The 14,229-nt window shown below is 52.5% G+C and carries 12 protein-coding genes; 1 reads left to right on the forward strand and 11 read right to left on the reverse strand.

What is annotated here, in order from left to right:
- Positions 1–17: 17 nt before the first annotated feature.
- Complete coding sequence (locus tag BLP79_RS07450; protein WP_157843966.1) at positions 18–1,043, reverse strand: carbon-nitrogen hydrolase family protein; 1,026 nt, start codon at positions 1,041–1,043, stop codon at positions 18–20.
- Positions 1,044–1,171: 128 nt separating this feature from the next.
- On the opposite strand from BLP79_RS07450, the gene BLP79_RS07455 reads away from it, so the two are divergent.
- Complete coding sequence (locus BLP79_RS07455) at positions 1,172–2,116, forward strand: AraC-like ligand-binding domain-containing protein (RefSeq protein WP_090217777.1); 945 nt, start codon at positions 1,172–1,174, stop codon at positions 2,114–2,116.
- A 63-nt stretch (positions 2,117–2,179) separates the two neighbouring features.
- On the opposite strand, the gene BLP79_RS07460 is transcribed toward BLP79_RS07455, so the two are convergent.
- The 10 genes from BLP79_RS07460 to BLP79_RS07505 all read right to left on the reverse strand — a co-directional run bounded on the left by BLP79_RS07460 (position 2,180) and on the right by BLP79_RS07505 (position 13,764).
- Positions 2,180–3,457 (reverse strand): TRAP transporter large permease, encoded by a 1,278-nt coding sequence (locus BLP79_RS07460; protein WP_090217779.1) that lies wholly within the window; start codon positions 3,455–3,457, stop codon positions 2,180–2,182.
- Positions 3,458–3,460: 3 nt separating this feature from the next.
- The gene (locus BLP79_RS07465) at positions 3,461–4,021 is read right to left on the reverse strand and encodes a TRAP transporter small permease (RefSeq protein ID WP_157843967.1); all 561 of its coding nucleotides are present in this window, start codon (positions 4,019–4,021) and stop codon (positions 3,461–3,463) included.
- A 54-nt stretch (positions 4,022–4,075) separates the two neighbouring features.
- Complete coding sequence (locus BLP79_RS07470; protein WP_090217782.1) at positions 4,076–5,068, reverse strand: sialic acid TRAP transporter substrate-binding protein SiaP; 993 nt, start codon at positions 5,066–5,068, stop codon at positions 4,076–4,078.
- Between the two features lie 243 nt (positions 5,069–5,311).
- The gene (locus BLP79_RS07475) at positions 5,312–6,070 is read right to left on the reverse strand and encodes an SDR family NAD(P)-dependent oxidoreductase (protein WP_090217784.1); all 759 of its coding nucleotides are present in this window, start codon (positions 6,068–6,070) and stop codon (positions 5,312–5,314) included.
- Positions 6,067–6,891: a carbohydrate ABC transporter permease gene (locus BLP79_RS07480; RefSeq protein ID WP_090217786.1), complete on the reverse strand. Its 825-nt coding sequence runs from the start codon at positions 6,889–6,891 to the stop codon at positions 6,067–6,069. The genes BLP79_RS07475 and BLP79_RS07480 overlap by 4 nt, the downstream gene beginning before the upstream one ends.
- Positions 6,891–7,757 (reverse strand): carbohydrate ABC transporter permease, encoded by an 867-nt coding sequence (locus BLP79_RS07485; protein ID WP_198511980.1) that lies wholly within the window; start codon positions 7,755–7,757, stop codon positions 6,891–6,893. Before BLP79_RS07485 ends, BLP79_RS07480 begins: the two co-directional genes overlap by 1 nt.
- A 69-nt stretch (positions 7,758–7,826) precedes the next feature.
- Positions 7,827–9,059, reverse strand: a complete 1,233-nt coding sequence (locus tag BLP79_RS07490) for an ABC transporter substrate-binding protein (RefSeq protein ID WP_090217788.1) — start codon at positions 9,057–9,059, stop codon at positions 7,827–7,829.
- A gap of 448 nt (positions 9,060–9,507) precedes the next feature.
- Complete coding sequence (locus tag BLP79_RS07495; RefSeq protein ID WP_090217790.1) at positions 9,508–10,239, reverse strand: GntR family transcriptional regulator; 732 nt, start codon at positions 10,237–10,239, stop codon at positions 9,508–9,510.
- Between the two features lie 1,312 nt (positions 10,240–11,551).
- On the reverse strand, positions 11,552–12,565 hold the full coding sequence (locus BLP79_RS07500) for a ParB/RepB/Spo0J family partition protein (protein WP_090217791.1): 1,014 nt from the start codon (positions 12,563–12,565) through the stop codon (positions 11,552–11,554).
- A complete protein-coding gene (locus BLP79_RS07505; RefSeq protein ID WP_090217793.1) occupies positions 12,562–13,764 on the reverse strand; it encodes an AAA family ATPase in 1,203 nt (400 codons plus the stop codon). Before BLP79_RS07505 ends, BLP79_RS07500 begins: the two co-directional genes overlap by 4 nt.
- Between the last annotated feature and the right edge of the window lie 465 nt (positions 13,765–14,229).

Consider the following 14,229-nt stretch of genomic DNA (forward strand, 5'->3'; position numbering starts at 1 on the left):
GCCGACCCACTCGCTCGTTATTGAGCGGCGATCTCATCCGCATCCGCATCGGATGCGTCGCTTGATCGCACTTGCTCTGCCGCTTCCTGGGGAGAGAGAACGCGACGGAGTTTGGATTTATTGTGCACCAGCGCCAGCGCATCTGGGCGGGAATAATGCCCCGCAGGGTCAGCTGCGACCTTGGCCATGATGATTTTGTTCATGTCGATGTCAGCAATCACCAAACCTTCTTCGGTTGGGGCAAGATTTTCACCATAGGTCGCCCCATCCGGGCCAAACACACGAGAGTAACCGCCGCCCACTTCCATGAACATTTTCTGCTGTTCTGTGGTCACCAACTCATCATAGATTTCCTGAGAAATCATGGCGCAGGATTGCAGAACAAAACATTGACCTTCCATCGCGTAGGTTTGGTTCGCATTGGTGTTCACCTCAGCCGAGAACCCATGGGTCAACTGATCATACAAGCTGAACGCAGGCCACGCTGCACAATGAATTTGTTCACCTTGGGCAAACAGGCTATATTTGCTCAACGGTTGGAAATGCTCCCAGCAGCAAAGCGCGCCGATTTTACCAAGTTCGGTATCATTCACGATCATGTCGGACCCATCGCCTTCCCCAAAGACAGAGCGTTCAACATGGGTTGGCTTCAACTTACGACGACGCGAAATGACCTGACCATCTGGGCCAATATGCCATTGCGCCATATAAAGGCTGCCACCATCTCGCTCGGAAACCCCCATCACAACGTGAATATTGTTCCGACGGGCCGCCGCACAAATCGCTTTCTCTTCGTCGCTGCCCGCTTCAATCGAGTTTTTTACATAGCGCGCGAAATACTTAATCGCAAAGGCCGGTGGACCCATCCAAATCTGCCAAGGATACCCCGGTAGCCATGTTTCAGGGAAGTTGATCAGCTTTACCCCCTGTGCGCCCGCTTCGTCGATCAATTTTACCGTTTTCTCAATGCCACCTTTTAGGTCGATCCAAACCGGCGCTGCCTGAACAGCCGCCACTTTGACCAGATCTTGCTCCATATCCATTTTTATATTCCCTGTTGGATTTAGTTTCATTTGTAATTGTGATAGGAAGGCATAGGTATTTCTTGTCTCTGCCGGACAAAAAGCTTGCGCTTGGCGGACAAGAAAGCTGAAATTATGGGGAGGTCGGCATGCAAACGATGTTTGATACCACGCATGTGGCGCGATCCGAACGTCTGTCCTATTGGCAGGAATCGGCGTGTGATGCCTATTTGCCAATTGCTTGCGATTCAAAAGCCGGGACAAGTTTCGAAGGCAAAATTGCCCTTTCACGTTTAAGCCGGTTGAACCTGTCGATCATCAATGCCAGCCAACAAACCGTCTCTCGGGATCGGCGCATGATTGCCCGCAATGCGGATCGGTTCTTCATGGTAAGCGTCCCGATTGGCGCAGACTGCCGTTTGCATCAAGACACCCGTGAAGCCCATCTTAGACCTGGTGATTTTGCGATTTATGCGACGGATCAACCGTACCGCCTCGATTGCTCGGACGGGGTGGACCAGATGGTGATCCAACTGCCATACGAAAAACTGCGCTCTCGCCTGCCAAATGCTGAAACTCTGACCGCCCGCCGAGTCGACGGAACCAATGCATTGAATCGAATGGCCTATGCCCATTTGCGCCAATACGCAGCGGTTCTCGAAGAGCAGACACCAGAAGTCCAACATCTCTTGCAAGACATTATGCTTGATTTGATCGCCGCCTCTTTGGCAACGCTCCATACAGCTGACTATGAACTCAGCCGACCACAAACCCTGTCATTGATGCGTGCAAAACAGTTCATCCGTGGAAATTTACAGGATCATGATCTGGATCCCACACGCGTTGCCCAGGCAACAGGCCTGTCGCGCCGGTCTTTGCGCCGATTGTTTGCGGAAAGTGGCGATAGCCTTAGCGGATATTTACGGGATGCGCGCTTGGACAAGGCGGCGGAAGATCTGCGAAATCCATTGTGCGCCAGCCAGTCCATCAGCGAAATCGCGGTGAAATGGGGCATGGATAATTTCTCACATTTTACGCGCATATTCAAAGCGCGCTTTGGACAGACCCCAACAGAGTTCCGCAATCAGAAATAAAGACCCCGGCGCTCTGCCTAAGGGCACGCCGGGGCCGCACTGTTGCAACAGCCCCTCACAAAATTAGCCATACAGCATCTGCGGCAACCACAGCGCCAGCGCCGGAAAGAATGTCACCAGCAGTAAGACAATGATCAGCGGCACCAAAAACGGCATCGTTGCGCGCACACAGCGCTCGAATTTTACACCCGACACCTCCGCCAGAACAAACAGCACCATGCCCACCGGCGGGGTCAGCAGGCCCAGCATCAGGTTCAGGATCAGCAGAATGCCCAAATGCACCGGATCAATGCCAACCTGATGCGCGATGGGCAGCAGCACAGGCACCAAAATCGTGATCGCGGCGATGGTCTCCATGAACAGACCAATCACCAACACAATGCACAACATGATGATCAGGACCAGATGCTTGTTTGATGTCAGCCCCAGCAGGTTTTCTCCCAGAATGGTCGCCACCTGATTGGCCGTTAAAATCCAGGCAAACACAGCCGCGCTGGCGACAATCATCAGGATCGCCGCAGAGGTTTCGATGGTATCAATCGACACCCGCACCAGATGGCGCCATGTCAGCGAACGATAGACACACACACCCAGAAACAGCGCATAGCACACCGCAGCCACCGCCGCTTCGGTTGGAGTGAACACCCCGCTGGCAATACCACCCACAATAATGACCGGCGTCAGCAAGGGTAAAAAGGCGCTTTGAAAGGTCTTGAAAATATACGACACCTGCATCCGCTGATCCCGCGGATAGTTCCGCACCTTTGAATAATAGGCCACCATGATCATCAACGCGACGGCCATCAACAAACCCGGAATCAACCCTGCCGTAAACAGCTCTCCAATCGAGACCGAGGCCATCACGCCATAGATCACCAGCGGCAACGACGGTGGGATAATCGGTCCAATCGTCGACGACGCAGCTGTGACGCCCACCGAAAAATCCGTATCATACCCCGCATCGCGCATGGCCTTGATCTCGACGTTGCCCAGCCCCCCCGCATCTGCAACAGCCGCGCCAGACATGCCCGCAAAAATCACGCTGGCGCCAACATTCACATGCCCCAAACCGCCGGGCAACCAGCCCACAAGCGACCGCGCAAAGGCAAAAATCTTAGTGGTGATCCCGCCCGTGTTCATCAGATGCCCGGCCAGAATAAAGAACGGAATAGCCAACAGCGGAAAACTATCGATGCCGCCAATCATACGATGAATCAGCAAAACATCTGGCAGACCCGCAACCAGAATATACCCCAACGACGCCCCGCCCAATGCAATCGCCACTGGAACGCCCAGCAACAGAAACACAAACAACAGAATAAAAAGAAACGTAAGTGCCATAGGTCAGACGCCTGTCGTGCTGAGGTCGCGTTTTTCTTGAATGATCTGCTCAGGGGATTTGCGCAAAGTGACGATCAAATGCCAAAGCGCCACCGCCGCCGCACAAAAACACGCCACCGAAACCACGTAATACAGTACAGATTTCGGCAAATCGATTGACACCATATTTGACCGGGTCTTTTGCGCCAGCTCAATGGCCAAAATCCCCGCATACCCCCAAAAGGCCGTGGACAGCAGATCCACAAAACCCGAAATCGGTTTAAGCAAAGTCTGGGGGAAATACCGATAGGCAAATTCAAGAAAGATATGGCTGCCACGACGCACACAGGTAACGCCCCCGACAAAACCCAACATGATCAGAAAATACCGCGCAATCTCTTCGGTCCAGCCCAGACTATCGTTCAAAACGTAGCGCGTAAAAAACTGCAACGCGACAATCGCAAACAAACATGCAAAGATGAAAAGCGCAGGAATATCCCAAACCTTTACATCTGAAATATCATCCGTGATCTCTTCCAGATCACCGACGATGGCACCCACACGATCAAACTCTGAACGGTCCATACCCTGCCCCCAATCGAAATAGGCCCGACAACCTAAGCTATCGGGCATCTTTGTTTACTCAGCGTCTTTAAGCGCCTGCAGGCTTTCATACAGGTCACCCGGAAATGGCAGATCGCCAGAAGTCAGCGCTGGTGCAACCGCCTTAATGAATGGCGCGCGGTCCACTTCATTCACGGTGATGCCTTCCGCACGGAACCAATCCGCCAACTCACCCTCCGCGGCAACGATCTCATCCGTGACCCAATCAGCAGTTTCGTCCAACGCGCCATATAGAATGGCCTTGTCTTCTTCGCTCAACTGCGCGGCACGGATGCTGGATACAACGGTATAGATCGAGTTGGTAATGTGACCCGTCAGGTTAATGTTGGTCTGAACCTCATGAAACTTTTTGGCCTGAATGGTGGTCAAAGGGTTTTCCTGCGCATCAACAACGCCCTGTTGCAGCGCCAGATACACCTCAGAGAACGCCATCGGGGTTGGGTTTGCGCCAATCGCCTGAGGGAACAAAACATAAGCTGGCGCATTTGGAACGCGGATTTTCAGATCGGCCATATCGTCAGGCGTCAAAATCGGCTTATTCGCCGTCACGTGGCGCGAGCCATAATAGCTGACCGCCGCAATCTCGTTGCCCCCGGTTGCATCGGAATAGCCCTGAGACACGCCATCAAAGATATCAGAATCGAAATAGGCTTCCCAATGTTTCAGGTTGCGCAGGGTAAATGGAAAATCTGTCATAGATGCCGGACCATAAAGCGTACCCGCAAAACCAGCACCGGTGTAGATGATATCAACAGTGCCCAGACTCAGCCCCTCGTTCAGATCCACCTCTTTGCCCAAAGACGACGCTGGGAACACTTCGACCTGAAGACGGCCCTCTGTTTTTTCAGCAACCTGCTCAGCAACCATTTCTGCCGCTTTGTGCAACGGATGGCTAACCTCATAAACATGTGCAAATTTCAACGTGTCCGCTGCACCAGCAGCAGCCATCATTGCCGTCACAGTTGTTGTGATGGCTGTCGTTTTAATCCAATTTCCGAAGTGAACCATTAAATCCTCCCTAAATGGTCTGGGTCTTTGCCCAAGTTCTGTGTTCAGCAACGCCGCAGACAGCGCGCCCTATCCGGACAAAAACAGAGACCCTCCCAGATGCTATTTTTGTCATACCAAAACTAAAGGGAACATCCCGCAAAATCTAAAATGAGTCAATAAAATTGCACGAAATTCGAACCATAACAGTTTTTCAAGAGACTAAAGTATTATCTTGGTGTGATCAAAGCGGCAAATTCAGCTCTAACCGCCAACGTTGCACAGCCGTGCGACGGTGCCCTTATCGGCAACAATTTCAGTGCCGTTCAAAACAACCGATTGATCAGACAACAAAAACACCGCAACCTGCGCCAGCTCTTCGACCTTTGGCACCGTGGCATCTGCGTGCCATGACTGAAACAGCGTATCCAGCGCCGGATCCTTGGCCGCTTTCGCAACCGCCTCTGTCAGGGTCAGCCCCGGCGACAAAGTGTTCACCCGAATACCATGCGGCCCAAGGCTCCAGGCCATCGATTGTCCCATTGCACGGATCGCACCCTTGGTGCCTGCGTAGGCCTCATAGGTATGATCCGATGCCGTCGCATGCACCGAAGCTATATTGACCAGACTGCCACGCGTCTGATCTTTGACCATAATCTGCGCCGCAGTCTGGCACCCGATCAAAACAGACCGTTGGTTGGTCAGCCAAAGCTGATCCCACATCTCAACATCCGCCTCCAGAAACGGGGCTGTCAGTGTCAAACCCGCATTGTTCACCACCCCATCCAGCCGCCCGGTCCGGTCCCGCGCCTCGTGAATAGCCGCGCGCAACGCATCCGGCTCTCGCACATCCGCCGATACGGCACATGCGCCCTGCCCTGCGATCACCTCTTTAGCTGCCTCAGTATAATCAATTCCAACCACCGTCGCCCCAGCCGCCTGTGCTGCCTTTAGAACACCCAGACCAATGCCCGACCCAGCCCCGGTAACAACAATTGTCCGCCCACACAAAGATGCACTCATTTCACCGCTCCCGCAGTTACCCCAGCCACAATGCGGCGCTGAAAGATCACAAACAAAACCAGCAATGGCAGCGATCCCAACACCGCGGCTGGAAACAACATATCAGGCTGAATGTTGGTGTTCCCCACAAAGCGATAGACAGAGATCGTCACGGTGAACTTGTCTTTATCGGTCAACAACAGCAACGGGTAGGTAAAATCATTCCAGACCATCAGCATCACAAACAACGACAGCGTCGCCGTTGCCGGCACCAGCAAGGGGCGGATCACATACCAGAACACCTGCCAGTCCGAACAATTGTCCAGCTTGGCCGCATCTACCAGATCCTGCGGGATCGCACCGATAAAGCCGACATAAAAGAACACAGCCAAAGGAAGATTCAGCGCACTAAAAGCAAGGATGATACCCAGATACGTGTCCAGCAAACCCAAGTCGCGAAAAATCACATAAATCGGTGTGATCGTCACAAAGTTTGGGGTCGCCAGCCCCAACGCCACCAACAACACAAATATGCGCGCCAAACGGCTGGTGTTTCGCGCCAGCGGGAAGGCCGCCATCGACCCCAGCAAGGCCGTCAACCCCGTGACCGAAATCGTGATGAACACCGAATTCAGCACCGCGCGGACATAATTCATCCCGCCAAAGGCACGCAGGTAGTTTTCCCAGGCAAACCGCTCTGGCACCCCTAACGGGGCCTGCGCAATCTCTGTCGCAGTCCGAAAAGACATCGTGATCATATACAGCAGCGGCATCAACATCGCCGCCACCAACACCAGAACCAATGCGTTCAACAAAACCATGCGCAGTTTGAAGCCCCGCATTATATGTCCTCCCGACGGCGCAGATACCAGTTCTGAAACACAGCCACCATGATCACAATCACCAGCATCACAATCGACAAAGCCGACGCAAAACCGAATTTATAGCGGCCAAACAGCTGCTCGATAATCTCCAGGCTCAGCGTGCGTGTCGCCCCATCTGGCCCGCCCCGCGTCATGATAAATGGCAGCTCAAAAGTCTTTAACGTCCCAATCGTCGACAACATGATGTTGATCGTAAAAGACGGCGCCAAAAGCGGTATTTCAAGGTACCGAAACCGCTGCCAGCTGGACGCGCCATCCAACCGGCCCGCCTCGTCAACATCCGACGGAATATTGGCGTATCCGGCCAAAAAAATTGCGGTGGTATACCCCGTGAACATCCAGATATGCGCAATCGCAATGGCATAAAGCGCAGTATCCGGGTCGCCCAGCCACCCTCTGGCCAACCAATCCAGCCCCGCCCCACGCAGCAGGGCATTCAATCCGCCCGAAAACGGCGAATAGATGAATTGCCAGACATATCCAACCACAACAAACGACATCATCGCCGGAGTAAACAAAGCCGCCCGTGCAAAATTACGCACCGCAGGCAATCGATGCAACAACGCCGCAAAACACAGGCCCGCAATCGTCTGCAACACCACAACAACAATCGTGAACTTGGCCGTGATCCACAGCGCATTCAGGTACCGGCTTCGGCTGACAATCCGGTCATAATTCTTCAGCCCAACCGGCTCTGCCTCACCGACGCCAGCAAAGCTGGTAAAGCTCATCTGAAATGTCAGCAAAATCGGATAAACAAAAAACAAACCAAGCACGATCAGTGCTGGCAACGTAAACAGAAACATCGACCGGCGGGATGTCATAGTCTTACCTCTTAGGCCTTGGCGCGGATCAAAGCCCCCAAAAGGGCTTTGATCTTTCTTTCGCTGCGCTTATCGCGCGTCTTCAACGGCCCAATCCCAACGCTCCAGAACGTCTTTGTTTGACTTAGACGTATCTAGCAAAAAACCTGTCAGACTATCCCAGATCTCGCCTTCCAATGATTTTGGCCACTGCAACAAAGCAAAAGGGTAATTGATGATACCACCATTGGCCCGCGCCGCATCATATGGGGCGGCCAGATCTGGCGAACCGCTGGCGCCATCATCAAACGGCGAATAAGCAGCCTCTGCGTCCAGCATCACTTGCAGGTTTTCTGGCTTTGCAAACCAATCCACAAACACCTGCGCCTCTTCCTGAAGCGTGCTGCGGGCGGCAATCGACCAGCCAATCGCAAACAGATCCAGCGCGACACCCGTATCTTTCGACGACGGGATTGGCGCAAAAACATAATCAAGCCCCTCTACCTGACTAAAAGCAGAAATATTCCACGCCCCCTGCGGCATCATCGCGAAATTGCCACCGGTAAATTCGTTCAGCGCAGAACTCCAAGGGTCCAGCCCCGCCTGCTGGTCTGGATCAAAGCAACGCGCCTCTTGCAACTCGCGAATAAGGTCGATGCCCGCGTTGAAAGAGGCATTCGCCTCAAAGGTTTCATCCCCGACCCCCAAATCCGCAGGCGCGGCCTCTGATTGTTCAATGCCATTGGCAATCAGAAACAAAGGTGCCGAAAACCCGCCGGTAAAGATCATTGGATTAATACCCGCATCCGCCAATGCGCCACAGGTGGTCTTAAGCGCATCAATGGTTGTCGGGGCCTCAGAAACACCAACCTGATTTAACAAACTCATGTTCACAAAATTCCCCATGCCGATCACCTCCAACGGCATGATGTAATTCGCGTCCCCCAATGCCAGCGCAGAACTGAGATCTGCCGGAATACGGCCGTACCAATCATTGTCCTGCCCCAAAGACTTCAACAATCCGGCACCCCCCCAGATTTTCACCAGAGGCATATCCGTCATCATAACATCTGGCGCGTCGCCCCCCTGCAAACGGGGCGGAATAACCGTATCAGTATCCAAACGCCCGATGTAGCTTAGCTCTACCTTGATATCAGGGTGCTCAGATTCAAACTTTTGAATCAACTCAGGCAGGCCTGCAGGCTCTGCCTCGTTGCCCTTCCACGCGGTCACATCCAGTGTCACAGGCTCTGCCAATGCCGGGCCCGCGTGCAAGGCAAACGCCGCTGCACCGCAGCACAGGAGTCTCTTTGTTGAATTCATCCGCTTCTCCTCCAACCTAGATATATTTTTCAAGGCTTTAGCACCGCTTTCCCAACAGCATCCCGGCCAAGTTCACGCCCTCACTCGTGATCTACGCTGATAGAAATCAGCCACCTTTCAAATTCATAGCACGATATTTCACAAATTGTCGATTATTTTTCACATATAAGCGACAAAGCAATATGGCTTCATGAATCCGCGCAATTCGCTGATACGGTGACGATCTCTCCCAAAAGACAAAAACGCCGATATCCCAAAGGGAAGAGATATTCTTCCCACGGCAACATGTTCCATTGTGTTTTGGGGATGCACAGCTTCACATCTGTCAGCGCAGGCGCGCACTCTTGCAGTCGGCCAAGGTTGGTGCCGCTCGGATCGCAACCGCACTGATGCCCAACAGTTTGGTCTTGATATTCATCGCCCCTCCCCCAAGGGTTCGACGTAATGTTCAACCGATGTCGCTGCGATAACGAAACAGCATCGCGCTCCCGCGTGCGATCCTCCACTCGATTGGTTTGCCCTCAATGTCAAAGGCCGTGCGCTTGATCACCGCAAGCGCGTCCCCCTCCGCCAAATGCAAGTGTTGTGCGACGCCAGCCGAGGCCAGCCCAAAGGACAGCTCGTCGGTGGCACGCTTGACCCGTACACCAAAGCGCTCAAAATAAATGGGATACAAAAGTGGCCCAAGTTCTGGCTCTGGAAGATGTTCGAAGCCGTCAAAAATCTCATTCGGGATGTAAATCTCTTCAAACAGAACAGGCTGATCGGAAAGACTACGCAAACGCACGATCTTGATCAAATCATCTGTCCCCAACGCCTGAATAGCCTCTGCAGGAGCCGAGCTTTTGCCGCGTAGAATAAGCTTGCTTGTCGGGATCGAAAGCTGCGCGCCGTCGGCTTCGCGCAATTGAAAGAATCGAAACAACGTCGCATCAAACGATGGCGCACGCACAAACGTGCCTGATCCCTGCCGACGGTCTAACACGCCTTCCTGGACCAAACCGTCAACGCCTTTGCGGACGGTCCCCACAGACACGCCAAATTCACGCGCAAGAGCCGCTTCAGAAGGAATAGGATGTTCGGCGATCCAGACGCCTCTGGCGATCTGCGCCGCAAGCGTATCCCGAAGGCGCACATAGGCCGGCAGCCGCTCATCCAGCACCAGAGTCTTTCTAACCATAACATACCTCCTCATCTCAGAGGTATGACCCGTTATCTATACAGTCAACTAGTTATATATATGAATTTGAAAAAATAGATAGTTGAACAATTTGGCGTACCACGTGCATGTTGATTAAAAGATGATGTTGATCGCTGACGCCCGGTACGCGCGCGACCGCTTTTGTTCGATTAAACAATAGGCTTGAAATTCTGCAGCGTCACAACATCAAGGATGACGTCGTTGTACAGGTCACTTTTTCAGGCACCCACAATTCTGAACGGTGCACAGCACTTGGCAAATTAAATCGCAACCGCTGTGCAGGCATCGCCGTCATCACCTTAGATATCGACGACACCAAATCCCGACAAACTGGTCGCGCAGGGCCTTCGCGATATCCGCCGGAACATAGTGCGTGGCGCCGATATTCCAGATGCCAACGCGCTCACCCCTCAAGCCTTTTTCACCAAATAGCGCGTCAGAAGAGTCCACCTCAAAGCACATCTCGAAGGTATCTCCCTCGCACCATGTTCGCCGCTCTTAGCAGATCAGTGCATCAATCTGGTTTCGACCATTTTGACCTGCTCAGCGATCCTCACCTGCAATCAGATCCGATGTGAGTACCTTAGTAGGCTTAACCGACCGGCAGAACCTATGTTTCAAATTATCCACACACGATCAAACCGCATTCGATGTACCGCCTCACACTCGCGCTTTGTTAGAATACCTGCATGAACGCAGAGTGATCTGAGGCAGCGGCTGGCAGCACATAGCGTTACTTAGAACGCAGCAGCGATGCACAGACCCATACCAAAATCGCCAGAGCCCAAAACCTGAACGCTCGTACCGCCGCAAACGCACTGTTCGACCTATTACTCGGTTAGGTCACATTTATGCCCAAATATCCTAGGCCCCTGGCTATGCCTCGACAGGGTATTCCGATCCGCGGAACTTGACCCATTGCCGATGCGATACTGGGTTGATGACCCCTCTGCACGGATCGGATCAAGACGATCAAAACGTGCAAGCACGATCATGCAAATCGCAAACAGTCAAAGGCTCTGATCCAAATCACGTACCTCAACCAACGGCGCGCGCATGATACAACAAACTTAGTACGGCTGGTCTTGTCCTCAGGCCATGAATGCACCAGCTCCGTTTTCGCGTGTTTGGTATAAACGTCGGTTTATCTCAGACAAAAAAAGCGCCGCCTCCCATGGTTTGGAGACGGCGCTGATCGAAATTACCACATCAGGCAAGAGCTCACCGCACTTTGAAATTCATCAATTTGTCAGCGGCTTGAGAAAAAATTGCCAATTGGCAATTTTTCTTGTCACAACCCCTCTTTGTGATCGAGAAAAAACTTTTCCATCAGGCGACGCAGGTCTTCAACCGACGCATCGCGATCAAATTTCAGCGTGATTTCACGGGCTTTATCCAGACGCTCCATGGAAAAAGAGGTGCCTTGCGCAGTGTAGCGATGTTTGCGTTCTTTCGCAGGGGCTTTCTTAGGAGCGTGTCCCTGCCCCGCTTTCTTGAGCTCTGCAACCACTTTTACTGCATCGTTCCACGGCATACCATAAGACGTCGCACCAGCCGCCCGCATCGAGGCCAGCCAATCCGCCCGCGAGAGCATCTCTTCACGGGCTTTGGGCTGCGCAAGGAAAGGTTTCAAAGCGCGAGCATGCAGTTCTTTGATGTCGTTTGAGCTGGGAAAAGCTGCGACAATTTCGTCTGGCAATTTCGCCAGAAACAAATAGCGCGACAGCCAAGCCTCAGAAACCTGCAACCGCTGCGCCATCGTTTTCTGTTTGCCCCCATAATAAAGCTTTACCGCCGCAGCATAGTCTTTGGCACGTTCATAGTCCGAAATATCCGCGCGGTCGCGGTTTTCGATATCGGCCAGACGGAAGGCTTCTTCGTCTGACATATCCCGCACTTCGATCAGATATTTGAATTGCGGATAATTATTCGCGCGCAGCCAGGTGATGGCAAAGTGACGTCGCGCGCCGCAGATGACTTCGTAATCGAAATCCTTTTCGCCTTGGAGACGACGCACTACTGCCGGGAACTCTTGCCGATTTTGCTGCTGAATGCCTTCGATCAGATCGGCGCAGTTTTCAGGCGTCAGCAATTCGTAGTCCCGATTGTGGCGCTCCCACATCTTGCAGCGGGCCGGGTCCACCCAATGCAGGGTTTTTTCATCCACTTCGCCGTTCAGCTTGTCGCCGATGGCATTGCCGCGTTTCAGAAACCGCCCCGCGCCCCGATCCTTTTTGGCGCTGGGTTCTGTGGTGCCAATCCCGCTGAGCACCGCGTCAAAAATGGCATCATGCTTCTTGGTCATAGGAGACCCTCCTGGCTAAGCGCGTCCCGTTGACTGGGCCATGTTTTGCGCATCAGAACTTCGACTTCGCGGCCAATGGAATCCAGATAGGCGCGGCATCGTTTGTGGGTTTCACTGCGGGTTGCCCCCCCGGTGAGTTCATAGACAGTCATCAGATTTGCTGTTGCATTGTCGATTTCAGCGGAGTCTTTCAAAACCGATTGCAGCATGTCTCCGGCGAAAACAGCATCCATCATACGTTTGATCGCCACATGGGCGGATTTGCTGTCATTCATTTTTGTCGCAAGGATCTTAATAAATTTATACTGATGCGCCCCCCCGATTTTTTCCAGCTCGGCCAGCGTGCTGTTCATCATTTTCAGGAAATGCACGGTTGATCCAAAGTCCACGTTATTGGGTGGCGTTGGCACCAGAATGGCATCTGCAGCACGCAGAACTGACAAAGAAATCATACCAAGGGCAGGGGGGGGATCGAGGAGGATCACATCAAAATGGTCACGGATCGAATTGATCCCATCCCGCAGACGATCCAGCACAAAACCGGATTCACGGGCCATGCGCCCGGCCAGTTCATATTCCGCGTCATACAGACCTAAGTTCGCGGCCACCATCGCAATGCCAGGCCAGTAGGTGGCGCGCAGCGCATAGCGCAAATCCTGTGGGCCACCATGGCGGAAAAATGGGTACAGGGTTTCTTCGTCTTCATCGATGTCAATATCGGGGTTCAGGCCAAAGATGGATGTGGTTGACGCCTGACTGTCACAATCAATAACGCAGACACGATATCCCTGCAGTGCCAGGTATTGCGACAGATGCGTGACCAGTGTTGATTTCCCGACGCCGCCTTTGAAATTCTGAACCGCTAAAACAAGCGCATCATCTTCTGCAGATCGATGAGGAAGGGTGCCAAAGATCTCTCGCATGTTGTTTATTTCATGCAAAGCGTATCCTTTGCGACGACCTGTGCGTTCATCCTTTTCGGGTTCAGGGAGGCGGCCTTCTTTCTCAGCTTCCCGGATGAGGGTTTCAGACCGACCGACCATCTGTGCGGCTGTGCGCACGTTAAAGCGGAGATCAAGCTGTTTCTGGGTATCAGGGGCAAAGACTTGGTCACGAAGACGGTCAATGACGGAGGTTGCTCGATTTGAGAGGAGATTAAGCTCATCTAATGAGACAGAGGGGAGGATAGGGCTATCCATGAGGTATCACCACTTTTCGTTTTTTTGGGAATTTTGTCTGAAAAGCAAAACTCTCAGCTACGTTTTCTTTTTTTCAAAAGATGACCGATATCGCAACCGTGTCGTGGCTATATTTTCAAGATAGCGGCGATAAAGACGCTGAAATCTGGCTTATTTTGCCCCTTAAAGCTTGTTCTGATTCTTTGTGTTCAAGTGTTCGTGGCTTTCAATGCATTGCTTTTAAATAATAAAATAGGTTTGAGCTTACAAATTGGGTGCTAAATCTTACGGATTGGGTGGTTTATTCTTACAAATCGGGTGGGGAAACCTTACGATTCGGGAAGGTGCTGAATTTCAGGGGTTTTTCGCTGTATTTTGAGTCTTTTACGGATTCAAATCTTACAGATTGGGTGCAGTCGATATCCTCTTAATCTTACAAATTGGGTGTGTCTTGGCAGACTCACTTATCGTGGATTGACCCCGTGC

Origin of the sequence: Epibacterium ulvae, assembly GCF_900102795.1 — a bacterium.
Classification (GTDB): Bacteria; Pseudomonadota; Alphaproteobacteria; order Rhodobacterales; family Rhodobacteraceae; genus Epibacterium; species Epibacterium ulvae.